Origin of the sequence: Variovorax sp. PBL-E5 (genome assembly GCF_901827185.1) — a bacterium.
Classification (GTDB): Bacteria; Pseudomonadota; Gammaproteobacteria; order Burkholderiales; family Burkholderiaceae_C; genus Variovorax.
On sequence record NZ_LR594671.1, the window covers coordinates 2858549 to 2882071 of the forward strand.

At 68.4% G+C, this 23523-nt stretch carries 21 protein-coding genes and 1 riboswitch; of the genes, 15 read left to right on the plus strand and 6 right to left on the minus strand.

The window, feature by feature from the left end; genetic code table 11:
- Nucleotide 1: 1 nt before the first annotated feature.
- A complete protein-coding gene (locus tag WDLP6_RS13910; RefSeq protein WP_162592799.1) occupies nt 2-1024 on the minus strand; it encodes a sulfate ABC transporter substrate-binding protein in 1023 nt (340 codons plus the stop codon).
- Nucleotides 1025-1150: 126 nt separating this feature from the next.
- Between WDLP6_RS13910 and WDLP6_RS13915 the strand changes: the two genes are divergently transcribed.
- The 4 genes from WDLP6_RS13915 (at nt 1151) to trhA (ending at nt 4994) form a co-directional block, all read left to right on the plus strand.
- Nucleotides 1151-1426 carry an oxidative damage protection protein gene (locus tag WDLP6_RS13915; RefSeq protein ID WP_162567771.1) on the plus strand — a complete coding sequence of 92 codons (276 nt, stop codon included), beginning with the start codon at nt 1151-1153 and terminating at the stop codon, nt 1424-1426.
- Nucleotides 1427-1441: 15 nt separating this feature from the next.
- Entirely contained in the window at nt 1442-3295 is a 1854-nt protein-coding gene (gene mnmC / locus WDLP6_RS13920; protein WP_162592800.1) for an FAD-dependent 5-carboxymethylaminomethyl-2-thiouridine(34) oxidoreductase MnmC, read from the plus strand.
- A 43-nt stretch (nt 3296-3338) separates the two neighbouring features.
- Nucleotides 3339-4235 (plus strand): transglutaminase family protein, encoded by an 897-nt coding sequence (locus WDLP6_RS13925; RefSeq protein WP_162592801.1) that lies wholly within the window; start codon nt 3339-3341, stop codon nt 4233-4235.
- A 144-nt stretch (nt 4236-4379) separates the two neighbouring features.
- Nucleotides 4380-4994 (plus strand): PAQR family membrane homeostasis protein TrhA, encoded by a 615-nt coding sequence (trhA, locus tag WDLP6_RS13930; protein ID WP_162592802.1) that lies wholly within the window; start codon nt 4380-4382, stop codon nt 4992-4994.
- On the opposite strand, the gene WDLP6_RS13935 is transcribed toward trhA, so the two are convergent.
- Genes WDLP6_RS13935 through WDLP6_RS13950 form a run of 4 tightly spaced genes read right to left on the minus strand, consistent with a single transcriptional unit; the run spans nt 4969 to nt 10540 of the window.
- Entirely contained in the window at nt 4969-5232 is a 264-nt protein-coding gene (locus tag WDLP6_RS13935) for a formate dehydrogenase subunit delta (protein ID WP_162592803.1), read from the minus strand. The genes trhA and WDLP6_RS13935 overlap by 26 nt on opposite strands.
- 11 nt (nt 5233-5243) lie before the next feature.
- Entirely contained in the window at nt 5244-6077 is an 834-nt protein-coding gene (gene fdhD / locus WDLP6_RS13940) for a formate dehydrogenase accessory sulfurtransferase FdhD (protein WP_332105584.1), read from the minus strand.
- A gap of 15 nt (nt 6078-6092) precedes the next feature.
- Entirely contained in the window at nt 6093-8960 is a 2868-nt protein-coding gene (fdhF, locus tag WDLP6_RS13945) for a formate dehydrogenase subunit alpha (protein ID WP_162592804.1), read from the minus strand.
- A 5-nt stretch (nt 8961-8965) separates the two neighbouring features.
- Nucleotides 8966-10540, minus strand: coding sequence for a formate dehydrogenase beta subunit (locus WDLP6_RS13950; protein ID WP_162595095.1), 1575 nt, complete (start codon nt 10538-10540; stop codon nt 8966-8968).
- A 340-nt stretch (nt 10541-10880) separates the two neighbouring features.
- Between WDLP6_RS13950 and WDLP6_RS13955 the strand changes: the two genes are divergently transcribed.
- Nucleotides 10881-12089: an IS110 family transposase gene (locus tag WDLP6_RS13955; RefSeq protein ID WP_174259871.1), complete on the plus strand. Its 1209-nt coding sequence runs from the start codon at nt 10881-10883 to the stop codon at nt 12087-12089.
- 11 nt (nt 12090-12100) lie between these two features.
- Here WDLP6_RS13955 and WDLP6_RS13960 read toward each other — a convergent pair whose 3' ends face one another.
- Entirely contained in the window at nt 12101-12586 is a 486-nt protein-coding gene (locus WDLP6_RS13960) for a formate dehydrogenase subunit gamma (RefSeq protein WP_162592805.1), read from the minus strand.
- Between the two features lie 229 nt (nt 12587-12815).
- Between WDLP6_RS13960 and WDLP6_RS13965 the strand changes: the two genes are divergently transcribed.
- The 10 genes from WDLP6_RS13965 (at nt 12816) to WDLP6_RS14010 (ending at nt 23322) form a co-directional block, all read left to right on the plus strand.
- Nucleotides 12816-13895 (plus strand): substrate-binding domain-containing protein, encoded by a 1080-nt coding sequence (locus tag WDLP6_RS13965; protein WP_162592806.1) that lies wholly within the window; start codon nt 12816-12818, stop codon nt 13893-13895.
- A gap of 12 nt (nt 13896-13907) precedes the next feature.
- The gene (locus WDLP6_RS13970; protein ID WP_162592807.1) at nt 13908-15521 is read left to right on the plus strand and encodes an MFS transporter; all 1614 of its coding nucleotides are present in this window, start codon (nt 13908-13910) and stop codon (nt 15519-15521) included.
- A gap of 232 nt (nt 15522-15753) precedes the next feature.
- Entirely contained in the window at nt 15754-17532 is a 1779-nt protein-coding gene (locus tag WDLP6_RS13975; protein ID WP_162592808.1) for a nitrite/sulfite reductase, read from the plus strand.
- Complete coding sequence (locus WDLP6_RS13980) at nt 17529-17939, plus strand: DUF934 domain-containing protein (RefSeq protein ID WP_162592809.1); 411 nt, start codon at nt 17529-17531, stop codon at nt 17937-17939. The genes WDLP6_RS13975 and WDLP6_RS13980 overlap by 4 nt, the downstream gene beginning before the upstream one ends.
- 11 nt (nt 17940-17950) lie before the next feature.
- Nucleotides 17951-18766, plus strand: a complete 816-nt coding sequence (locus WDLP6_RS13985; RefSeq protein ID WP_162595097.1) for a phosphoadenylyl-sulfate reductase — start codon at nt 17951-17953, stop codon at nt 18764-18766.
- A gap of 13 nt (nt 18767-18779) precedes the next feature.
- Nucleotides 18780-19733 (plus strand): sulfate adenylyltransferase subunit CysD, encoded by a 954-nt coding sequence (gene cysD, locus WDLP6_RS13990; protein ID WP_162592810.1) that lies wholly within the window; start codon nt 18780-18782, stop codon nt 19731-19733.
- 126 nt (nt 19734-19859) lie between these two features.
- Nucleotides 19860-21200, plus strand: a complete 1341-nt coding sequence (locus tag WDLP6_RS13995; RefSeq protein WP_162592811.1) for a sulfate adenylyltransferase subunit 1 — start codon at nt 19860-19862, stop codon at nt 21198-21200.
- Nucleotides 21201-21242: 42 nt separating this feature from the next.
- Nucleotides 21243-21572, plus strand: a complete 330-nt coding sequence (gene fdxA / locus WDLP6_RS14000) for a ferredoxin FdxA (RefSeq protein WP_162592812.1) — start codon at nt 21243-21245, stop codon at nt 21570-21572.
- On the plus strand, nt 21530-22594 hold the full coding sequence (locus WDLP6_RS14005; protein ID WP_162592813.1) for an NAD(P)/FAD-dependent oxidoreductase: 1065 nt from the start codon (nt 21530-21532) through the stop codon (nt 22592-22594). Before fdxA ends, WDLP6_RS14005 begins: the two co-directional genes overlap by 43 nt.
- A gap of 149 nt (nt 22595-22743) precedes the next feature.
- Complete coding sequence (locus WDLP6_RS14010) at nt 22744-23322, plus strand: phosphatase PAP2 family protein (protein ID WP_162592814.1); 579 nt, start codon at nt 22744-22746, stop codon at nt 23320-23322.
- 47 nt (nt 23323-23369) lie between these two features.
- Nucleotides 23370-23478, plus strand: a riboswitch (TPP riboswitch).
- Nucleotides 23479-23523 lie beyond the last annotated feature (45 nt).

Below are 23523 nucleotides of genomic sequence, written 5' to 3' on the forward strand. Positions count from 1 at the left end.
GTTATTTATTCACGTAGATCTGGTCGAAGGAGCCGCCATCTGCAAAGTGCACCTTGTCAGCCTGGGTCCAGCCGCCGAAGGCCTGGTCGATGGTGAACAGCGTGAGCTTGGGAAACTGCTTCTCGTACTTCGCCTTGGCCTTGTCCGAGGTCGGCCGGTAGTAGTTGCGGCCGGCGATGTCCTGGCCTTCATCGGAATACAGGTACTTCAGATACTCCTCGGCCACGGCGCGCGTGCCCTTCTTGTCGACCACCTTGTCGACCACCGCGACCGTGGGCTCGGCCAGGATGCTGATCGACGGCACCACGATCTCGAACTTCTCGGGGCCGAATTCCTTCAGCGCCAGGAAGGCCTCGTTCTCCCATGCGAGCAACACGTCGCCGACGCCGCGCTGCACGAAGGTGATGGTCGAGCCGCGCGCACCGGTGTCGAGCACGGGCACGTTCTTGTAGAGGTTGGCGACGAATTCCTTGGCCTTCGCATCGCCGCCGTACTTGCGCTTGGCGAACTCCCAGGCTGCGAGGTAGTTCCAGCGCGCGCCGCCCGAGGTCTTGGGGTTGGGCGTGATCACCTGCACGCCCGGCTTCACCAGGTCGTCCCAGTCTTTGAGACCCTTGGGATTGCCCTTCTTCACGAGGAAGACGATGGTCGAGGTGTAGGGCGCCGAGTTGTGCGGCAGGCGCTTTTGCCAATCGGGCTTGACGAGGCCGCCGTGCGTCACGAGCGCGTCGGTGTCGCCGGCCAGCGCGAGTGTGGCGACGTCGGCATCGAGGCCGTCGATGATCGAGCGCGCCTGCTTGCCCGAGCCGCCGTGCGATTGCTTGATCGTCACGTCCTGCCCGGTCTTGGCTTTCCAGTACTTGACGAAGGCCTGGTTGTAGTCGACGTAGAGTTCGCGCGTCGGATCGTATGACACGTTGAGCAAGGTCACGCCCTGGGCAAACGACGGCAATGCCGTCAGGGCGATGCCGGCTGCAGCGGCGGTACCGAGGGAAAGCTTGATAAAGTCGCGGCGAAGGCTCATGGTCTTGTGCTGCTCGATGGCATAACGTTGAAGCCGCGTATTCTGGATATCGCATATGGAAACGCGAACGACCGAGTTCTCAGTTTCTAATAGCCAAATCAACTAAGACACCCAAAGGCAACCCAAATGGCTCGCATGGTTCAGTGCATCAAGCTCGGCAAAGAGGCCGAAGGGCTCGACTTCCCACCCTACCCCGGCGAACTCGGCAAGCGCCTGTGGGAAAACGTCAGCAAGGAAGCCTGGGCCGCCTGGCTCAAGCAGCAGACGATGCTGGTCAACGAGAACCGCTTGAACCTTGCCGATGCGCGGGCAAGGCAATACCTCGCGCGCCAGATGGAGAACCACTTCTTCGGCGGCGGCGCCGACGTCGCGCAGGGCTACGTGCCGCCTTCCGCATCCTGAGTTCCCGAGGCCCGCATGGCCGAGCCCGTCGACTGGCGTGCCGACGGCGTCCCGCGCAGCGCACGCTTCGACGACATCTACCACACCGAAAGCGGCGCGCCCGCGCAGGCGCGGCATGTCTTCCTGGCCGGCTGCGGCCTGCCCGCGGCATGGGGCGGTCGCCCGCAATGGCTGATTCTCGAAACCGGCTTCGGCCTGGGCCTCAACTTTCTGACAACCTGGCAGGCATGGCGCGCGGATCCGCAGCGTCCGCAGCGCCTGCACTTCGTTTCCATCGAAGCGTTCCCGGTTTCGCGCGATGACCTCGTGCGCGCCGCGGCGACCTGTCCCGAACTTGCGGCGCTCGCCGGCGAGCTGGGTGCGCAATGGTGGGGCCTCCTGCCCGGATTCCATCGGCTGACCTTCGACCAGGGCCGCGTGCTGCTCACCCTTTGCATCGGCGACGTGCAGCCGATGCTGCGCGCGCAGCACTTCGAGGCCGACAGCATCTTTCTGGATGGCTTCAGCCCGGCGCGCAATCCGCAGATGTGGTCCCCGGACACGCTCAAGGGCGTGTCACGCTTCACGCGGCGAGGCACGCGCATCGCGACCTGGAGCATCGCGCGGCCGGTGCGCGACGCACTGACGCAATGCGGCTTCCGGATCCACAAGGCGCCGGGCCTGCCGCCGAAACGCGATTGCCTGCAAGGCGTGTTCGAACCGGCCTGGCAGGTGCGGCGGCGCGGCGTTCCGATCATCGACGAGCGCGCGTCGGCGCCCGGACATTGCGCGGTCATCGGTGCCGGGCTGGCGGGCGCGGCGGTGGCGTCCAGCCTCGCGCGTCGCGGCTGGCGTGTCACGGTCTTCGACGCGGCCGGCCACCCCGCAGCCGGCGCTTCCGGACTGCCGGCCGGCGTGCTCGCGCCCCATGTGTCGCCCGACGACGCGCTGCTCTCGCGCCTCACGCGCGCAGGCATTCGCATCATCTGGCAACAGCTCGAAGCGCTGCTGGAGGAAGGCATCGACTGGTGCGCGAGCGGCGTGCTCGAGCGGCGCGAGACCGGCAATGCCCGCCTGCCGCCCGGCTGGTCGGCCGACGGAGCCAACGAGTCATGGCACGCATCGCCGACGCAGCTGGACGCAGCAGGGCTGCCTGCCGACACCACTGCGCTGTGGCACCAGCGCGGCGGCTGGGTGCGCCCGTCGCGGCTGATTGCCGCCTGGCTCGCGCAGCCCGGGATCCGCTTCGAACCCCATCGGCGCATCGCCCGCCTGAGCGCGCGCGGCACGGGCTGGACGCTCTTCGACACGCAACACGCCGCCATCGCCGACGCCGACCGCGTGGTGATTGCGGCCGGCCACGAGAGCCGCGCATTCGCCGCCTCGATGCCTTTGCAACCGGTGCGCGGCCAGCTCGAGACCGGGCGCATGCACGGCGGCCTGATGCTGCCCGCGGCGCCCCTCAATGGCGACGGCCACCTGATCGCACACGTGCCCGATGCCGGCGGTGCGCTGTGGCTGGCGGGCGCCACCTTCGACCGCGACAGCGAAGCGCTCGCGCCGAATGCCGTCGACACCGAAGTCAATCGTGCCCGCTTGGAGCGGCTTCACCCGACGGCTGCCGCGGCGCTCGCGCCGGCCTTCGAACGCGGCGCCACCGAGCCCTGGGTCGGCGTGCGCTGCGCCTCCGGCGACCGCCGGCCGCTGGTCGGGCCGCTCGATGCCGAAGGCATGCCGGGCGTCTGGCTCTGCACGGCGATGGGTTCGCGCGGCCTGAGCTTCGCGGCCCTGTGCGCCGAGCTGCTGGCCGCGCGCTGGCACGGCGAGCCGCTGGCGCTGCCGGCAACGCTGGCGCGTGCCCTCGACACGCGGCGCGTGCAAGGGCGTTGATGCGAATGCGGCCCACCGGCCGTCGACGGCGCCACAATCGCGCATGGCCACCCAGTACGACATCGTCCACACCACCGTCTACCGCTACAACGAGCCGGTGAGCTTCGGCCTGCACCGCGTGATGTTCAGGCCGCGCGACAGCCATGACCTGCGCGTGCTGGCGACCGACCTGCAGGTCAGCCCCCAGGCCTACGTGCGGATGATCCAGGATCCGCATTCCAACTCGGTGGCGCTGGTGCAGCCGATGGGCGAGGCGACCGAGCTGCGCATCGTGTGTTCCTTCTCGATCCAGCAGGTGAGCGCGCCGCATCACACGCTCGAACTCGAGCCGGCGGCCGAGTTCCTGCCCTTCGCCTACTCGGTGCAGGAGCGGCTGGACCTGGAGCACTACCTGCGTCCGCACCATGACGATCCCGAGGGCGTGCTGATCCGCTGGGCGCATCAGTTCCTGCACAGCGACAAGCCCAACAGCACGCGCGAAGTGCTCGCGCGCATGAATGCCCACATCGGCCAGAGCCTCACCTATGCCGCGCGCGACGAGGAAGGCACGCAGACACCGCTCGCGACGCTGGCGCTGGGCACCGGCAGCTGCCGCGACTACACGCTGCTGATGATGGAAGCCGCGCGCCGCCTCGGCGTCGCCACACGCTTCGTCTCGGGCTATCTCTACGATGCCGCGCTCGACAGCGGCAGCGCCGCGCCCGGCGAAACGGTGACCGGTGCCGGCGCCACGCATGCCTGGCTGCATGCCTATCTGCCGGGCGCCGGCTGGGTGGCCTACGACCCGACCAACAACCTGGCCGGCAGCGGCCAGCTGATCCGCGTCGGCGTCGCGCGCGATCCCTCGCAGGCCGCGCCGATCAGCGGCAGCTGGTACGGCCCGGCCGAAGCCTACGAAGGGCTCGAGGCCACGGTGCAGGTGAGGCGCATCGAGTCATAGGCGCCGCGGCCAGGGCGTAGCGCGAACGCCCAGACCCGATGGTGGATGCGCGCCGCCGCCGATCGGCGTCTGATGTCATGACGCTGCCGCATTGCGGCGGCCCACTCGACATCCTCACCGACATCCTCACTATCGCGATCCTTCATGTACCCCGGCGAACGCTTCAACGGATACAGCCACCTGCTCGGGCTGATGCTGGCCACGGCAGGCTCCGCCCTGCTGCTCGCGCGCACCGTGCCCGGCGGCGACCCGGCGAGGACGGCGAGCGCGCTCGTCTTCGCGCTGTCGATGGTGACGCTCTACGCCGCGTCGACGCTCTTTCACAGCACGCGCGGCCGCACGCGCCTGTTCTGGCAGCGCGTCGACCACTGCGCGATCTACCTGCTGATCGCCGGGAGCTATACGCCGTTCGCCCTGGTCACGCTGCAAGGCGCGTGGGGCTGGGCGCTCCTGGTCGCGACCTGGGGCGCCGCGCTGTTCGGCATCGGCCGCGAGCTGCGGCCGGGCGAGCCGCCCAGGCCCTCGCTGCTGCTCTATGTGGGCATGGGCTGGATCGGCGTGCTGGCCGCCGCGCCGATCGTCGAGCGGCTCGACGGTGCCGGCCTCGCGTGGCTGCTGGCGGGCGCCGCGCTGTATTCGATCGGCACGGTGTTCTATCGCAATCGCCGCGGCTGGTGCCATGCGCATGGCACCTGGCATCTGTTCGTGCTGGCCGGCACGGTGAGCCACTACGTCACGGTGACGCGCTTCGTGCTGTAGCGGGCTGCCTTCGCCAATCCAGGATGTCGCGATGCAGGCGAAGGGTTTCGCCCAGCACCTCGCTCAACGCTGCGCCGCCGGTCTGGTCGACGTGCTCCAGGAAGGCCCGCCGCATGCGGGGATCCCAGAACTTGCGGATGTGCAGCGCGATGTCCTTCAATGCCTGAGGCCGATCGGGCATCGCCTCGAAGAAGCTGCCGATCTGGTTGGCCATGCGGATCAGGTTGTCGACTTGCATCGGGCTATTCGTTAGAGAGGTTCGAGCGAGAGTCGCTCCGGATGGGTGTAGGCGACCAGGTCGTCGCCGCGCGCGAAGCCGACCAGCGCCATGCGCGCGGCAGCGGCCGTGCGGATCGCGAGCGAGGTGGGTGCCGAGACGGCGGCCAGCAGCGGCACGCCCGCGATCACGGTCTTCTGCACCATCTCGAAGCTGGCGCGGCTGGTGACCACGATGAAGCCGGTGTCGGGCCCGGGATGCCGTGCAGCGACGAGGCCGCCGATCAGCTTGTCGAGCGCGTTGTGGCGGCCCACGTCCTCGCGCAACAGATGGATCCCGCCGTGCGCCGAGCACCAGGCCGCGGCGTGCACCGCGCCGGTCGCGCGTTGCAGGGTCTGCAGGCCGCCCAGTTCGGCCATCGCGCGCGCGACCGCCTGCCGCTCGAATCGGGGGCCGTCGGGCAGCACGGGCAACTCGCGCGCCACAAGGGCCAGGCTTTCGGTGCCGCACAGGCCGCAGCCGGTGCGTCCGGCCAGCGACCGGCGCCGGTCCTTGAGGCGCGCGAATGCGGCACCGGCGATGCGCAGCCGCATCGTGATGCCGAGCGCGTCCTCGTGCTGCTCGACGGCGTAGAGCTCGTCACGGCTCGCCAGCACGCCTTCGCTCAACGCAAAGCCGAGCGCGAAGTCTTCCAGATCCAGCGGCGTGGCCAGCATCACGGCATGCGACACGCCGTTGAACTCGAGCGCCACCGGCACCTCGTCGGCCACCCAGTCGCGGCCCGTGAGTTCGCGCCCCTTGCGAACCCCGCGCACCGCATGCTGCGTGGCGCCGCCGCGCAGGAACATGGCGTCATCCGGCTTCACGCGGCACCCGCCTCATCATTTCGCCGCGACGGCATGGCCGGCCTCCTCGCGTTCCTTCAGCAGCGCTTCCTGGATGCGGTTGAAGCGGCTGTATTCCTTCTGCCACTTCGAAGGCTGCATCACGCGCGTCACCTGCACCGCGGTCACTTTGTACTCGGGGCAGTTGGTGGCCCAGTCGGAGTTGTCGGTGGTGATCACGTTGGCGCCCGATTCGGGGAAATGGAAGGTGGTGTAGACCACGCCCGGCCGCACGCGCTCGGTGGCGTCGGCATGCAGCACGGTGTCGCCGACCCGGCTCTGGATGCCGACCCAGTCGCCGTGCCGGATGCCGCGCTCCTCGGCGTCGTGCGGATGGATCTCCAGCACGTCCTCGGCATGCCACTGGTTGTTCTCGGTGCGCCGGGTCTGCGCGCCGACGTTGTACTGCGACAGGATGCGCCCGGTGGTCAAGAGCAGCGGGAATTTGCGCGTGACCTTCTCGTCCGAGGCCACGTACTGGGTGATGAGGAAGCGGCCCTTGCCGCGCACGAAGCGGCCGACGTGCATCGTCGGCGTGCCGTCGGGCGATGATTCGTTGCAGGGCCACTGCACGCTGCCGCCCATGCGCTCGATCTTGTCGAAGCTCACGCCGCTGAAGGTGGGCGTGAGCGCGGCGATCTCGTCCATGATCTCGCTCGGGTGCGTGTAGTTCATCGGATAGCCGAGCGCGTTGGACAGCTTCATCGTCACCTCCCAGTCACCCCAGCCGCCGAGCGGCGGGACGATCTTGCGCACGCGCGAGATGCGGCGCTCGGCGTTGGTGAAGGTGCCGTCCTTCTCCAGGAAGGAGGAGCCCGGCAGCAGCACGTGCGCGTATTTGGCGGTCTCGTTGAGGAAGATGTCCTGCACCACGATGCACTCCATCGCCATCATCGCCGCGGCGACGTGCTGGGTGTCCGGGTCCGACTGCACGATGTCCTCGCCCTGGCAGTACAGGCCCATGAAGGTGCCGGCCAGCGCGGCATCGAACATGTTCGGAATGCGCAGGCCCGGCTCGGGGTTGATGTCGACGCCCCAGGCCTCCTCGAAGGAGGCGCGCACGGTGCTGTCCGAGACGTGGCGATAGCCGGTCAGCTCGTGCGGGAAGGAGCCCATGTCGCACGAACCCTGGACGTTGTTCTGGCCGCGCAGCGGATTGAGGCCGACGCCTTCGCGGCCGACGTTGCCGGTCGCCATCGCGAGGTTCGCGATCGCGATCACCGCGGTCGATCCCTGGCTGTGCTCGGTGACGCCGAGGCCGTAGTAGATCGCTGCGTTGCCGGCCGTGGCATAGAGGCGCGCCGCGGCGCGCAGCTCGGCGGCGGGCACGCCGGTCTCGGCCTCGGTCGCCTCGGGCGAGTTCTCGGGTCGCGCGACGAAGGCCTGCCACTCGTTGAACGACTTCTGCTCGCAGCGCTCGGCAACGTAGGCCTGGTCGACCAGCCCTTCGCCGACGATGATGTGCGCGAGCGCGGTGACGACCGCCACGTTGGTGCCCGGCCGCAGCTGCAGATGGTGCGCCGCGCGCACGTGCGGCGACCTGACGAGGTCGATGCGCCGCGGATCCACCACGATCAGCTGCGCGCCTTCGCGCAATCGCTTCTTCATGCGTGACCCGAACACCGGATGCGCATCGGTCGGGTTGGCGCCGATGACCAGGATCACGTCGGCCTGCTCCACCGACTTGAAGGTCTGCGTGCCGGCCGAGGTCCCCAGCGTCACGCCGAGCCCGTAGCCCGTGGGCGAGTGGCACACGCGCGCGCAGGTGTCGACGTTGTTGTTGCCGAAGGCCGCACGCACCAGCTTCTGCACCAGGTAGGCCTCTTCGTTGGTGCAGCGCGACGAGCTCAGGCCGCCGATGGCATCGCGGCCGTACGTGGCCTGGATGCGCTTGAATTCTCTGGCCGCATGGCCGATGGCCTCGTCCCAGCTCACCTCGCGCCACGGGTCGGTGATCTTCTCGCGGATCATCGGCCTGGTGATGCGGTCCTTGTGCGAGGCATAGCCCCAGGCGAAGCGGCCCTTCACGCAGGCGTGGCCCTCGTTGGCCTTGCCGTCCTTCCACGGCACCATGCGCACCACCTCGTCGCCCTTGATCTCGGCCTTGAAGCCGCAGCCGACGCCGCAGTAGCCGCAGGTGGTGACGACGCTGCGCTCGGGCTGGCCGATGGCGATCAGCGTCTTCTCCTTCAGCGCGTCGGTCGGACAGGCCGCGACGCAGGCGCCGCAGCTCACGCATTCGGAGTCCATGAACGATTCGTTCTGCCCCGCCGACACGCGCGACGCGAAGCCGCGGCCGCTGATGGTCAGCGCGAAGGTGCCCTGCGTCTCCTCGCAGGCCCGCACGCAGCGGTTGCAGACGATGCACTGCGCGGGGTCGTAGGTGAAGTACGGATTGGATTCGTCCTTCGCGTCGCTCGCATGGCTCGCACCGCCGAAGCCGTAGCGCACGCCCTCCACGCCTGCCGCGGCCACCATGTGCTGCAGTTCGTTGCTCGGCGCCTGCGCGCCGGCGGCATCGGGCGGCAGGTCCGACAGGTAGAGCTCCATCACACCCTTGCGCAGTGCCAGCAGCTTCGGCGTCTGCGTGCGCACCTGCATGCCGGCCTCGGCCGGCGTGGTGCAGGATGCGGGATAGCCCTTGCGGCCTTCGATCTCGACCAGGCACAGGCGGCACGAGCCGAAGGGCTCGAGGCTGTCGGTGGCGCAGAGCTTGGGCACCTGCACGCCGGCCTGCGCGGCGGCGCGCATCAGCGACGTGCCTTCGGGCACGGTGACCGCGGTGCCGTCGATGTCGAGCGTGACCTCGCGCGCCGCCGTGCGTTGGGGCGTGCCGTAGTCGATCTCGTTCAGGGAATCGTGCATCTTCTTCATCTCCTCGTGTCGGCCAGCACGACCGCGTCGTGGGCCGCGGCGCTGTCGAAATCCTGCGGAAAGTGATCGAGCGCCGAGAGCACCGGGTACGGGGTCATGCTGCCCATTGCGCACAGAGAGCCGTGCACCATCGTGTCGCAGAGGTCGCGCAGGAGGCGGATCTGGCGCGGCGCATCGGTGCCGGCACGGATGCGGTCGATCACCTCGACGCCGCGCGTCGAACCGATGCGGCAGGGCGTGCACTTGCCGCACGATTCGACGACGCAGAATTCCATCGCGTAGCGCGCGAGCGCTGCCATGTCGGCCGTGTCGTCATGCACCACCAGGCCGCCGTGCCCGACCACGGCACCGACCGCGGCATAGGCTTCGTAGTCGAGCGGGATGTCCCATTGCGAAGACGGCAGGTAGGTGCCGAGCGGCCCGCCCACCTGCACCGCCTTGATCGGCCGGCCCGAGGCCGAGCCGCCGCCGAAGTCGTAGAGCAGTTCGCGCAGGGTGACGCCGAAGGCCTTCTCGACCAGCCCGCCCTGCCGGATGTTGCCGGCCAGCTGGAACGGCAGCGTGCCGCGCGAGCGGCCCTGCCCGAAGTCGCGGTAGAACTCGGCGCCGCGCGCCAGGATCAGCGGCACGGTGGCCAGGGTGATCACGTTGTTGACCACGGTGGGCCGGCCGAACAGCCCGACGATGGCCGGCAGCGGCGGCTTGGCGCGCACCACGCCGCGCTTGCCCTCGAGGCTTTCGAGCAGCGCGGTCTCTTCGCCGCACACGTAGGAGCCGGCGGCCTTGCGCACTTCGAGCGCGAAGCGATGGCCGGAGCCCAGCACGTCGGCGCCGAGAAAGCCCGCGGCCTCGGCGAGGCGGATGGCTTCGTTCAGCGTCGCGATGGCATGCGGGTATTCGGAGCGCACGTAGATGTAGCCCATCGTCGCGCCGGTGGCGATGCCGGCGATGGCCATGCCCTCGATCAGCATGAACGGATCGCCCTCCATCGTCATGCGATCGGAGTAGGTGCCGGAGTCGCCCTCGTCCGCATTGCAGACCACGTACTTCTGCGGCGCCGGCGTGGCCAGCACCGTCTTCCACTTGATGCCGGCCGGGAATGCGGCGCCGCCGCGGCCGCGCAGACCGGCGTCGAGCACCTGCTGCACGATGTCCGCCGGCGCCATCGCGAGCGCGCGGCGCAGGCCGGCGAAGCCTTCGTGGGCCTCGTAGTCGGCCAGCGACAGCGGATCGGTGATGCCCATGCGGGCGAAGGTCAGGCGCTCCTGCTTCTTCAGGAAGGGGATCTCGTCGGTCAAACCGAGGCCGAGCGCATGCGCGCCGCCGTCGAGAAAGCCGGCATCGAACAGGCCCGCCACATCGCGGGACGTGACGGGCCCATAGGCCATGCGCCCTGCGGGCGTCGCGACCTCCACCAGCGGTTCGAGCCAGAACAGGCCTCTCGAGCCATTGCGCACCAGCGTCACCGCGACACCGCGCGCCGCGGCCTCCTCGGCGATGCGGCGCGCCACGCGTTCGGCGCCGGCGGCCAGCGCGGCCGAGTCGCGCGGCACGTAGACGGTGACGGTCATGCGTGCCCCCACGCTCGGCATTTCGTGTCCTCGCTGCCCCCCAAGGGGGCGCGAGCCTGCTTGGGGCGGCCCGGCGCGGCGCTCACAAGGCAACCTCCTGCTTGACGCTGCCTTGGACAGGTGCTGAGGTGGCGATCCGACTTCCGTGCCCTCGTGGTGACTGCCCGCGGCGCTGGCTGTTCGACAGCCCGCATGAGACCTGCAGCACCCGAGGTGCCGGAAGGCCACGACGGGCCACCGGATGTAGCGCTACGCCTACCCAGCCAGAGCGCCAATTTATGAGCGTCCCGCCATGCCTTCCGACACGGACAGTCTTAACCCAAACCGATGGAGGTTGTCCATGACTCGTAGTGTCTTTGTCGGCCTGGATTGGGCCTACCGCTCGCACGCGGTGTGCGTGATCGATGCTCAGGGCAGCGTGCTCAAGCACTTGACCATCAGCCACGACGCCCAAGGACTGGGCGAGCTGCGGCACGCGCTCGCTGCCTTCGGCAAGGCCTTGCCCATCGCCATTGAACGGCCTTCGGGCCTGATCGTCGATGCCCTGGTTGAAGCCGGCCATCAGGTCTTTGCAATCCACCCCAACGCCGTCAAGGCCAGCCGCCCACGCTACCGCAGCACCAACGCCAAGAGCGATGCGGGAGATGCCTTCATGCTGGCTGACTTGCTGCGTACCGACGGTCATCGCTGGCACGCTTTGCAGCCCCAGTCGGCGGCTATCCGCGGCTTGCGCGCCCGGGTGCGCACACGCGACGATTTGGTGACCACGCGCGTTCGCCTGGCCAACCCGCTCACCGCACTGCTTGATGCCTATTGGCCTGGCGCCGCCTGCATCTTTGCCGCCGTCGATTCGCCCATTGCACTGGCCTTCATCGAGCAGTGGCCTACCGCGCGCAAACTCACCGCCCGCCAGATCGCCGCCTTTTGCAAGCGCCATGGCTACAGCGGCCGGCGTTCGGCCGGTGTCTTGCTCGAGCGCCTTCAGGCTGCCGCGCCAAGCCTGTGCGAACCCACGCTCGCCCAGGCCCACGCTACGGCCGCCTTGGCCTTGGTGGCCGTGCTCAAGCCCCTGAGCGTCCAGATCAAGGCCCTGGATGCACACATTGCCCAAGCCATGACCGCGCTGCCGCAGGCCATCTCGGTGATGTCGCTGCCGCGCGCCGGTTGCATCTGCGCCGCCCAGATCCTGGCCGAATTGGGTGACGTACCTGAGCGCTTTGCCAGCGCCCAGCAGCTGTGCTCCGAGGCAGGCGTCGTACCGGTCACCTACGAGTCCGGCAAGAGTCGCGCCGTCACCTTCCGATGGGCTTGCAACCATCGCCTGCGTCGAGCCATTACCTGCCTTGCAGACAACTCTCGTCATGCCAGCCCATGGGCTGCCAGCGTCTACAACGCCGCGCGCAAGCGCGGTTGCGATCATCCGCACGCAGTGCGCATATTGGCTCGCGCCTGGACCCGTGTGCTCTGGCGCATCTGGACCAACGGCACTCTCTACGACCCGGCCATCCATTCCAGCGCTTGTCGCATCGAAATCTCTCAAGAGGGTTGACACCGGATGTCTCATGCGTGCGCCCCGGCTTCCTGCAGCAACGCGTCGAAGACCTGCGGCGTGACGCGCACGTGCGGTTCGTCGCCCAGCATCATGGCCGGCGACGAAGCACACAGGCCGAGGCAATAGACCGGCTCCAGCGAGAACTCGCCGTCCTTCGTGGTGCCGTGCAGCCCGCAGCCGAGGCGCTGCTGCGCGTGCGCCAGCAGCGCCTCGGCGCCCATGGCCTGGCACGATTCGGCGCGGCAGATCCGCACCACCCGCCGGCCCGCCGGTTGCGAGCGGAAGTGGTGGTAGTAGCTCACCACGCCATGCACCTCGGCACGCGAGAGGTTGAGCGCACCGGCGATCTCGGGCACCAGCTCGGCCGGGATATGGCCGAGCGCATCCTGCACGTCGTGCAGGATCGGCAGCAGCGCACCCGGCATCGCAGCGCGCCGTTCGAGTACCTCGCGCACGATGGCCAGTGCAGTGACGGAGGGAGGTTGGTCAGTCATCAATGGAAGGTCTCGAAGGCTCGGAATCTCGATGCAAGTTCGCTGGAACAGCGCCCGCGCGCTGAGGAAGCTGCGGCGTGGATTGGATGGCAGGAGTATTCGCAGCGCAATATGCGACGTTCCATCGAAGCCATATGCGCTCGAGTGCCTATGACCCATCCGCGGACCCATGCCGCCGTCGGAGGGCATTCATAATCGGAGCGCGCCGCCAGCGAAAACACACGTACGTATGCATGAAGTCACGATCAAGCCCGAATGGATCATTCGCCGTCCGGGTGGCGTCGCGTTGCCGCGGCGGGTGGTCGACCTGCTGGTCAAGGTGCATGAGCACGGCAGCCTGGCCAGCGCCTGCAAGGCGTCCGGCATGTCCTATCGCCATGCCTGGGACCTGCTGCACGAAGGCGAGCTCCTGTTCGGCGAGACGCTGGTGCTCATGGAGCGCGGCAAGGGCTCGAGCCTGACCTTGCTCGGCGAGAAGCTGGTGTGGGCCGATCGCCGCATCGCCGCGCGCCTGTCGCCGATGCTCGATTCGCTCGCCTCCGAGTTGGGCGCGGAGATCGAGAAGGTGCTCTCGGCCGCGCCCGCGCTGCTGCGCATCCACGCGAGCCATGGCTTCTCGGTCCAGATGCTGCACAACTTCCTGGGCGCGGCCCACGTGCCGAACGAGCTCAAGTACCGCAACAGCCTCGAGGCTGTCGTGTCGCTGCACAACGGTGATTGCGACGTGGCCGGCTTCCACGTGCCGCTGGGCGAATTCGAGGCGCCGGTGCTCGAGCACTACGGCGACTGGCTCACGCTCGGCACGCAGAAGATCATCAACATCGTGACGCGGCGGCAGGGGCTGATGGTGGCGCCCGGCAATCCGAAGGAGATCTACCAGATCAGGGACCTCGCCCGGCCCGACGTGCATTTCATCAATCGCCAGGCCGACTCCGGCACGCGCCTGCTGTTCGACCTGCTGCTGCGCAGGGAAGGCATCGAGCCGGCGCAGATCAAGGGCTACGAGCAGTGCGAATACACGCATGCCGCGGTCGCCGCCTTCGTCGCCAGCGGGATGGCCGATGCGGGCTACGGCGTGGAGACGCCGGCACGCCAGTTCAAGCTCGACTTCATCCCGAGCCAGACCGAGCGCTACTGCCTGATGTGCAACGAGAAGGCGCTGGCTACGCCCGCGGTCCAGAAGATGCTCGAGATCCTGCGCAGCGAGGAATACCGGACGGCCGTCAACCAGCTGCCGGGCTACCAGACCCACGAGTCGGGCACCGTGATCGAGCTGGACCAAGCCTTCAAGTCTCTCGGGGCCGGCTAACATCCAGCGCACGTGAAACCGCAGAACTTCAACTTCCACCATCCCCTCGCCTTCTGGATCGGCTGCATCGCCATCATCGGCGGCGTGCTCGCGCATGTGCCGATGTTCCTGATGGGCCGCTACACCGGCTACCAGATGGTCGGCATGGAGATGGACACCACCATGCTGACCGGCATGGCGATGATCCCGCTCGGCGTGCTGCTGTCGGCCTACGGCCTGATGCCGCGCATCGCGCAGATGCAGAAGAGCCTGCACGGCGACAGCCACCTGCAGTTCCATCTGGCCGACGGCGTGCCGCTCAACGGCGAGCACTGGAAGCTGGTGGGCGTGCTGGTCGTCGCGCTGGCCGTCGACGTGCTCAAGCCGGCCACGCTGGGCTTCGTGATGCCGGGCATGACGCACGAGTACGCGATCAGCAAGGAAACGGCGGGCGTGCTCGCGCTGGTCGCGCTCATCGGCACCACGGTGGGTTCCGTCGTGTGGGGACGGCTGGCCGACATCTTCGGCCGGCGTTCGGCGATCCTGCTGTCGGCGCTGATGTTCATCGGCACCGCGATCTGCGGCGCGATGCCGGCCTTCGGCTGGAACCTCGCGATGTGCTTCCTGATGGGGGCGTCGGCCGGCGGGCTGCTGCCGATCACCTTCACGCTGATGGCGGAGACGGTGCCCGCAGCGCACCGCGGCTGGATGCTGGTGGCGCTCGGCGGCGTCGGCACCTCGGCCGGCTACCTGCTGGCGGCCTGGTCGGCAGCCTTGCTGGTGCCCGAGTTCAGCTGGCGCGCGCTGTGGCTGCTCGGGCTGCCGACGGGCCTGCTGATCGTCTTTCTCGGCCGCTACATCCCCGAGTCGCCGCGCTTCCTCTCGAACGCCGGGCTGGCCAACGAAGCCCGCGCCGTGCTCGCGCGCTTTGCCGGCGGCCAGGCGGCCGGTGCGGGCGCGGCCGGCCCCGCGCCGGTCGTGGCCGAGCCGGAAGAACCACCGGGCGGCCTGATGCAACTGCTGCGCGGCAGCCATGGCCGCATCACCTGGGGCCTGGTGGTCTGCGGCGTGGCCTGGGGCCTGGTGAACTTCGGCTTCGTGCTGTGGCTGCCGACCAACCTGGGCAGCATGGGCATGGACCCGACCGCGGCCAGCGCCCTGCTCGCGCGCTCCGCGCTGCTGGCGCTGCCGGGCATCGGCGTGGTGATCTGGCTCTACCACCGCTGGAGCAGCATCAAGGCGCTGGTGCTGTTCATCGTGCTCACCGCGGCGACGCTCCTGGTGTTCTTCGGGCTCGGCCTGGCACAGGTGCAGTCCAGCCTCGCGATGGTGCTGACGACCGCCCTGCTGCTCGTGAGTTCGAGCGGCGTGATCGCGATGCTGATCCCCTACGCGGCCGAGATCTATCCGGTGCACCTGCGCGGCACGGGGTCGGGCGTGATCGCAGCCAGCTCCAAGTTCGGCGGCATCCTGGGCGCGGGCTTCGGCGTGCTCGGTGTGTTCGGGCATTTCGCCATGTCGGCCCTGCTGATCGCGGTGCCGATGGCCGCTGCGGCGGTGATGCTGGTGCGCAGCGGCATCGAGACCCGCGGACGAGGCCTGGAAGACATCCAGGACACCTTCGCCGCGCCGCGCGGCAGCCTTTAGAGCCGCCGGCCGCCTGCGCGCTCAGGCCGCGCCGCGCAGCATGGAAGCCCGGCGAGCGGCCTTATCCGGAAAAGGCCCTCCATCGCCCCGCAACCCGCATGGATGCTGGCGAATAAGCTTATCCGCATAAAGCGCGAACCAAAAAATAGTTTGGTTCCATAAGGCTCGCATCTACAGTCCTGCCTCACGTTGACGGGCCATGGACGCATGGTCTTCCAGCCAGATTGAACACATGTACCAATACACAGATTTCGACCGCCAGTTCGTGCGCCAGCGGGCCGCGCAGTTCCGTGACCAGCTCGAACGCTGGCAGAGCGGCAAGCTCGCCGAAGAACAGTTCCGGCCGCTGCGCCTGCAGAACGGCTGGTACGTCCAGCGCTACGCGCCGATGCTGCGCGTGGCCGTGCCCTATGGCGAACTGTCCAGCGCACGCCTGCGCGTGCTGGCGAAGATCGCCCGCGAGTACGACGCGCCCGAAGCCGAGCTCTACCGCAACGCGAACGAGATCCAGGGCAAGCTGGGCAGCGTGAAGCTGCCGACGCACTATGCGCACTTCACCACGCGCACCAACGTACAGTACAACTGGATCCCGCTCGCCAAGTCGGCCGACGTGATGGATCTGCTGGCCACTGTCGACATGCACGGCATCCAGACCAGCGGCAACTGCATCCGCAACATCACCAGCGACGAGCTCGCCGGCATCGCCGTCGACGAGATCGCCGACCCGCGTCCCTTCGCCGAGATCATGCGGCAGTGGAGCACGCTGCACCCCGAGTTCGCCTTCCTGCCGCGCAAGTTCAAGATCGCCGTCACCGGCGCCGTGGAAGACCGCGTTGCCACCGGCTGGTATGACGTCGGCCTGCAGCTCTACAAGAACGAGGCCGGCGAGCTCGGCTTCCGCGTCAAGGTCGGCGGCGGCATGGGCCGCACGCCGATCATCGGCACCGTGGTGCGCGAGTTCCTGCCCTGGGACCAGCTCATGAACTACCTGGAAGCCGTGATCCGGGTCTACAACCGCTACGGCCGGCGCGACAACGTCTGGAAGGCGCGCATCAAGATCCTCGTCAAGGCCGAAGGCCAGCGCTACATCGACGACGTCGAGGCCGAGTACAAGCAGGTGGTCGAGCGCGACGGCGCGCCGCACACCATCACGCAGGCCGAACTCGACCGCGTGAGCGCGAGCTTCGTGACGCCGACGCTCGCCGCGCGCGTGTTCCGCAGCGCCGAGGAAACCCATGCTGCGCTGCGCGCACAGGCCGATGAAGACCCGCAGTTCGCGCGCTGGCTGCATCGCAACGTGGCGCCGCACAAGAACCCGGCGCTGCGCGCCGTCACGCTGTCGTTCAAGCGCCTCGGCCAGGCGCCGGGCGACGCATCGGCCAGCCAGCTCGAGGCCGCGGCCCAGCTCGCCGACCGCTTCAGCGCCGGCGAGGCCCGCGTCACGCACGAACAGAACCTGCTGCTTGCGTGGGTCCATGCCGAAGACCTGCACGCGTTGTGGCTCGCCGCCCGCGAGGCCGGCTTCGCCAGCCCCAACATCCATCTGCTGACCGACATGATCTCCTGCCCGGGCGGCGACTTCTGCTCGCTGGCCAATGCGCGCTCGATCCCGATCGCGGCCGCCATCACCGAGCGCTACCAGGACCTCGACGAACTCGACGACCTGGGCGAGATCGACCTGCACATCAGCGGCTGCATCAACTCCTGCGGCCACCATCACAGCGGCCACATCGGCATCCTCGGCGTCGACAAGGACGGCAAGGAGTGGTACCAGGTCACGCTCGGCGGCTCCGACGGCGCCGCGCGCAATGGTCCGGCCCTGCCCGGCAAGGTGGTCGGCCCGTCGTTCTCGGCGGCCGAGGTGCCGGACGTGGTGGAAGCCGTGCTCAACACCTACCGCGACACGCGCAACGCGGGCGAAAGCTTCATCGACACGCTGCGCCGCGTCGGCATGGACCCCTTCAAGGCGGCCGCCAACGGCGCGCGCTTCAAGGTCGAGGAGGCCGCATGAACAGGACGCTTCAACTGATCGCGGCCGAAGACCACGTGGACGACGGCGACCCGAGCGTGCTGCAGATCGCCAACGATGCCGACCCGCTGGCCATCGAGGTGTGCCTGAACGACGTGCAGCGCATCGACCTGAACTTCCCGAAGTTCACCGATGGCCGCGCCTTCAGCCAGGCCTACCTGCTGCGCCGCCGGCTCGGCTTCAAGGGCGACATCCGCGCCACCGGCGACGTGCTGATTGACCAGCTGGTGCAGATGCAGCGCAGCGGCTTCTCGAGCGCGGTGCTCAAGGAAGGCGTGGACGCCTCCGATGCCCAGCGCCAGTTCGACCGCTTCGGTGATTTCTACCAGGGCGACGTGGCCTCCACGCCGCTGTTCCGCCATCGCCAGGACGCCGGAGCCGCCGCTTGAGCCTGCCCTCGATGAACGCCATCTCGCTCTACGCGAAGGCCTCTGCCGATTTCGATGCCAAGCTCGCCGAAAGCGTCGCGCTGCTGCGCCGCGCAGCGGACGAGTTCGCACCGATCACGCAAGCCTCCAGCCTCGGCGCCGAGGACATGGTGGTGACCGACCTGTTGCAGCGCCACGGCATCGCGTCCGGCATCTTCGTGCTCGAAACCGGCAAGCTGCACGCCGAGACGCTGGGCCTGCTCGACGCGCTGCAGACGCACTACGGCCGCCAGGTCGACATCTATCGCCCGGTCGAGGCGGCCGCGGCCGCCTTCGTCGCGGCCAACGGCGAGGAAGCCATGTACCGCAGCCTCGACCTGCGCAAGGCCTGCTGCCACATCCGCAAGATGGAGCCGCTGGAACGCGCCCTCGCGGGCCGGCGCGGCTGGATCACGGGCCTGCGCCGGGAGCAATCGGGCGCGCGCGCCGAGGTCGAGTTCATCGAGCAGCAGCCCGAGCGCGTCAAGGTCAACCCGCTGGCGCGCTGGACCTGGGGCGACGTGTGGCACTACATCGCGTTGCACGAGGTGCCCTACAACCCGCTGCACGACCAGTTCTATCCGAGCATCGGCTGCGCGCCCTGCACGCGCGCCGTGACCCTCGGCGAGGACTTCCGCTCGGGCCGCTGGTGGTGGGAACAGGAAAGCGCCAAGGAATGCGGCCTGCATGTCGCCGCCGACGGCAGCCACGAAGGCGAGGAGCCGGCCGCGTTCGAATCCCCGTCTGCCGTTTCTGCCGTCTCGCCGCTGTCGAACCGTGCCATTCCCATCCGTGCCATCCCGAACTGACCACCGCTTTTTCATGAACGCCCGCACCGAACACGACCTGCTGCTGCAAACGACGCCTTCGCTGGCGCGCCTGTCCAACACGCAACTCGACGCGCTCGAGGAAGAGACGATCTTCATCCTGCGCGAAGTCGCGGCGTCGTTCGAGCGGCCGACCCTGCTCTTCTCGGGCGGCAAGGATTCGCTGGTGCTGCTCAAGTGCGCCGAGAAGGCCTTCGGCACCGGCCGCATTCCGTACCCGCTGCTGATGATCGACACCGGCCACAACTTCCCCGAAGTGACGGCCTTTCGCGATGCGCGCGCGGTGGAGCTGGATGCGAAGCTGATCGTTCGCAGCGTCGAGGATTCGATGAAGCGCGGCACCGTGCGGCTCGCGCATCCGGGCGAATCGCGCAACGTGCACCAGTCGGTCACGCTGCTCGAAGCCATCGAGGAATTTCATTTCGATGCGCTGATCGGCGGCGCGCGCCGCGATGAAGAGAAGGCACGCGCCAAGGAGCGCATCTTTTCGCACCGCGACAGTTTTGGTCAATGGCAGCCCAAGGACCAGCGGCCCGAACTGTGGACGCTGTTCAATACGCGCCTGGCACCGGGCGAGCATTTCCGCGTGTTCCCGATCTCGAACTGGACCGAGCTGGATGTGTGGCAGTACATCGAGCGCGAGCACATCGCGCTGCCCTCGATCTACTACACCCATCAGCGCCAGGTGGTCGAGCGCCGCGGGCTCCTGGTGCCGGTCACCGAGCTCACGCCGCCGCGCGACGATGAGAAGGTCGAGCTGCGCGACGTGCGCTTTCGCACCGTGGGCGACATTACTTGCACCTGCCCCGTTGAGAGCCTGGCGTCCGATGCGGCCGAGGTGGTGATCGAAACGCTGGCGGCCGACGTGAGCGAGCGCGGCGCGACGCGCATGGATGACAAGACGTCCGACGCTTCGATGGAAAAGCGCAAGAAAGACGGGTATTTCTAGCTCGCCCCCAGGCTTGCTCGCTTCGCGTAGCCGCCCACCCCCTACCGGGGGCAACACCTGCGGCCCGGCGGAGCCGGTTCCGCGGTGTTTCACGAACTGAAGAGCGCAGCATTGCGCAGAGTGGATATGAACTTGACTACTTCTCCGACCCACACGCCCATTCAGGTCCCGGCTGACACGGGGGCGGCGCTGCGCTTCATCACCTGCGGCAGCGTGGACGATGGCAAGAGCACGTTGATCGGGCGGCTCCTCGTCGATAGCAAGGCCGTTCTGCAGGACCAGCTGGCCGGTGTGCAGCGCAGCGGCGAGACGGATCTGGCGCTGCTGACGGACGGGTTATCGGCGGAGCGCGAACAGGGCATCACGATCGATGTGGCGTACCGCTATTTCTCGACGGCAAAGCGCAAGTTCGTGATCGGCGATGCACCGGGCCATGAGCAGTACACGCGCAACATGGTCACGGCCGCGTCGAGTGCCGATGCCGCCGTGGTGCTGGTCGACGCGACCAAGCTGGCCTGGGCCGCGGAGGTCGAGGACGGCGAGGTGGTGAAGCGCGAGTTGCTGCCGCAGACGCGCCGCCACACGCTGCTGTGCCATCTGCTGCGCGTGCAGTCGATCGTCTTCGCGGTCAACAAGCTCGACGCGATCGACAATGCCGAACTCGCGTTCGAACGCATCGGTGCGGCGCTGGCCGCCTTTGCCGATGCCGCGGGCGTGCAGGTCGCCGCCACGGTGCCGATCTCCGCGCTCAAGGGCTGGAACGTGGCCACGCGCCATGCCGACTGGTGCGGCTACGAAGGGCCGAGCCTGCTCGAACTGCTCGAGCAGTTGCCCGTCACCGCGCAGGACGAAGCGGTGCCTTTCGCCTTCCCGGTGCAATGGGTCGAGAAGTTCTCGTCGTCGGCCGACACCTCGCAAGGCCGGCGCGTGTTCTGGGGCCGCGTGGCCAGCGGCCATGTCGAGCCGGGCCAGCGCATCACCGTGCTGCCGAGCCGGCAGACCGCGACCGTCGCGCAGGTGCTGAGCCACACGCGCAAGCCGAAGACCGTGCATGCGGGCCACAGCGCCGGCATCGTGCTCGATCGCGAGGTCGATGTGTCGCGCGGCGACTGGCTGCTGGCGCCCGATGCGTTCGAGGCGACGCGCGAGATCACCGCCACCATCGCCTGGCTGGACGACGAGCCGCTGACGGCAGGCCGTGTCTACTGGGCGCTGCAGGGCCACCGCTGGGTCAAGGCCAAGGTGGCGCGCATCGTCGATCGCGTGAACATCACGACGCTCGAATCCGAACCGGCGACCCAGCTCGAAGCCAATGCAATCGGCGATGTCGTGCTGTCGCTGCAGCAGCCGCTCGCGGTGCTGCCCTTCACCCAATCGCGCGCGCTCGGTTCGCTGGTGCTGGTCGACACCGCGTCGCACAAGACCTCGGCGGCGGTGCTGGTAAGGCCCGCCGCCGCAAACGCCTAAAATCGCGGGCTTCCCGCCTCTTCTCTCTCGCTTGCCAAGACCATGACCCACGTCGTCTCCGAATCCTGCATCCGCTGCAAATACACCGACTGCGTCGACGTGTGCCCCGTGGATTGCTTCCGCGAGGGGCCGAACATGCTGGTGATCGATCCCGACGAATGCATCGATTGCGCGGTCTGCATCCCCGAGTGCCCCGTCAACGCGATCTACGCCGAGGAAGACCTGCCGGCCAACCAGATGGCGTTCATCAAGATCAACGCCGAGCTCGCGCTGGCCGACGGCTGGAAGAGCATCACCAAGCGCAAGCCCGCGCTGCCCGACGCCGACGAGTGGAAAGACAAGACCGACAAGCTCGGGGAGCTGGTGCGCTGAATCCAACCGCCACGCCGATCGAGACCGACGCACTGATCATCGGCGCCGGTCCGGTCGGCCTGTTCCAGGCCTTCCAGCTCGGCCTGCTCGAAATCGCCTGCCACATCGTCGATGCGCTGCCCCGCGCCGGCGGACAGTGCGTCGAGCTCTATGGCGACAAGCCGATCTACGACATTCCCGGAACGCCGGTCACCACGGGCCGTGGCCTCGCGGAATCGCTGCTGCAGCAGATCGCGCCCTTCAAGCCCGGCTTCCATTTCGGCGAACAGGTCGCGACGCTCGAGCGCCAGGGTGACGAGCGCCTGCTGCTGAGCACTTCGGCGGGCAGCGCCTTCCTCGCCAGGACCGTCTTCATTGCTGCCGGCGTGGGCGCCTTCGTGCCCAAGCGCATCGCCCTCGAAGGCATCGAGCGCTTCGAGGGCTCGCGGCTTTTCTACCATCCCGAGGCGCTCGAACGCTTCGCGGGACAGGCGGTGGTGGTCCAGGGCGGCGACGATGCGGCGCTCGACACCGCGCTGGCGCTCGCGGGCCGCGCTGCAGAGGTCACGCTGCTGCATCGGCGCGATGCCTTCCAGGCCGAAGAGGCGACCGTGGCGGCACTGCGTGCGCGCATCGCGGCCGGCGCGATCCGCCTCGTGGTCGGCCAGCCCACGGCCTTCGACGGCAGCGCGCTGCAGGTCACGACGCCCGACGCGCAGACCGTGACGCTGGCGCTCGATGCGCTGATCGGCTGTCTCGGCATCTCGCCGCGCCTCGGCCCGATCGCGAACTGGGGCCTCGAACTCGAACGCAAGCAGGTGCCGGTGGACACGCAGCAGTTCCAGACGCGCGAGCGCGGCGTCTTCGCGGTCGGCGACATCAACACCTACCCGGGCAAGAAGAAGCTCATCGTCTGCGGCTTCCACGAGGCCACGCTGGCGGCCTGGGGCGCCACCGAGATCGTGTTCCCCGGCCGTTCCGTGCCGCTGCAATACACCACCACCAGCACGCGGCTGCACACGCTGCTCGGCGTGAGTCACTAGGCGACTGCGCCCGACGCGCGGCAAGGCGCGCACGCACCTGAACGCGCGGTGAACCCCGCATTCATGTTGCCGACATGCGGCGTTCCTTATGATCGGCCGATGTCCAGCCGTCGTCGCAACGCCCCGTTTCCGTCTTTCCGCGGGGCCGTGTGGAGCCGCTGAACCTCGCGCTCTTCGAATGGATCGGCGCCGGCCATGCGCCCGACCCGTGGGCGCTGTGGTTCGCGTCGGCGGTGGCCAGCCATGCCGCATGGCTCTGCGTTGCCCTCATGGGATGGGCCGCCTGGCGCCGCCCGACGCAGCGCGCCTACGTGATGGCGATCCTGGTGGCTGCCGTCCTGGCCGCGATGCTGGCCCACGCGCTGGCCGATGCGATCGACCTGGCGCGCCCCTTCGTCCTCGGCCTGAGTCCCAGGTACATCGCGCACGGCGCACGCGGCTCGCTGCCGAGCGCGCATGCGTGCGTGATGTTCACCGTCGCGCTGGCCTTCCTGATGCGGCCGGCCCTGCGCGACCTCGGCCTGGCGATCACGGCGATCGCCGTGCTCACGGGCTGGGCCCGCATCTACGTGGGCGTGCATTTCCCGCTCGACATCATCGCCGGGCTGGCGCTGGCCGGCGTGATGACGGCAGCGATCTGGGCGCTCGGACGGCTGGCCCGACGCTTCGGCGTGCCGATCGTCGCGCGGGACGATCGGCAGACAGGGTCATCGACGAGCCCTCGCTGAAGCCGGGTCGGCGCATCGTTCTACAATCCATCCTGCTTCGCCCGTCGAAGCAACGCTAGGGGTGCCGGCGCGCGGATCGAAACGCGGGCCGGCTGAGAGAGTCCCTTTGAACCTGACTGAGGTAATCCTCGCGCAGGGAAGCCGGCCCGGCGGCTGTCACGTTGTCTCGCGTGGCAGTCCCACCGCCATGGCCTCGCCCAC

Bases quoted from the DNA above. Each gene is read 5' to 3' on its own strand.
- WDLP6_RS13910 (WP_162592799.1), bottom strand. From the start codon at position 1,024: ATGAGCCTTCGCCGCGACTTTATCAAGCTTTCCCTCGGTACCGCCGCT.
- WDLP6_RS13915 (WP_162567771.1), top strand. From the start codon at position 1,151: ATGGCTCGCATGGTTCAGTGCATCAAGCTCGGCAAAGAGGCCGAAGGG.
- mnmC (WP_162592800.1), top strand. From the start codon at position 1,442: ATGGCCGAGCCCGTCGACTGGCGTGCCGACGGCGTCCCGCGCAGCGCA.
- WDLP6_RS13925 (WP_162592801.1), top strand. From the start codon at position 3,339: ATGGCCACCCAGTACGACATCGTCCACACCACCGTCTACCGCTACAAC.
- trhA (WP_162592802.1), top strand. From the start codon at position 4,380: ATGTACCCCGGCGAACGCTTCAACGGATACAGCCACCTGCTCGGGCTG.
- WDLP6_RS13935 (WP_162592803.1), bottom strand. From the start codon at position 5,232: ATGCAAGTCGACAACCTGATCCGCATGGCCAACCAGATCGGCAGCTTC.
- fdhF (WP_162592804.1), bottom strand. From the start codon at position 8,960: ATGCACGATTCCCTGAACGAGATCGACTACGGCACGCCCCAACGCACG.
- WDLP6_RS13950 (WP_162595095.1), bottom strand. From the start codon at position 10,540: ATGACCGTCACCGTCTACGTGCCGCGCGACTCGGCCGCGCTGGCCGCC.
- WDLP6_RS13955 (WP_174259871.1), top strand. From the start codon at position 10,881: ATGACTCGTAGTGTCTTTGTCGGCCTGGATTGGGCCTACCGCTCGCAC.
- WDLP6_RS13960 (WP_162592805.1), bottom strand. From the start codon at position 12,586: ATGACTGACCAACCTCCCTCCGTCACTGCACTGGCCATCGTGCGCGAG.
- WDLP6_RS13965 (WP_162592806.1), top strand. From the start codon at position 12,816: ATGCATGAAGTCACGATCAAGCCCGAATGGATCATTCGCCGTCCGGGT.
- WDLP6_RS13975 (WP_162592808.1), top strand. From the start codon at position 15,754: ATGTACCAATACACAGATTTCGACCGCCAGTTCGTGCGCCAGCGGGCC.
- WDLP6_RS13980 (WP_162592809.1), top strand. From the start codon at position 17,529: ATGAACAGGACGCTTCAACTGATCGCGGCCGAAGACCACGTGGACGAC.
- WDLP6_RS13985 (WP_162595097.1), top strand. From the start codon at position 17,951: ATGAACGCCATCTCGCTCTACGCGAAGGCCTCTGCCGATTTCGATGCC.
- cysD (WP_162592810.1), top strand. From the start codon at position 18,780: ATGAACGCCCGCACCGAACACGACCTGCTGCTGCAAACGACGCCTTCG.
- WDLP6_RS13995 (WP_162592811.1), top strand. From the start codon at position 19,860: ATGAACTTGACTACTTCTCCGACCCACACGCCCATTCAGGTCCCGGCT.
- fdxA (WP_162592812.1), top strand. From the start codon at position 21,243: ATGACCCACGTCGTCTCCGAATCCTGCATCCGCTGCAAATACACCGAC.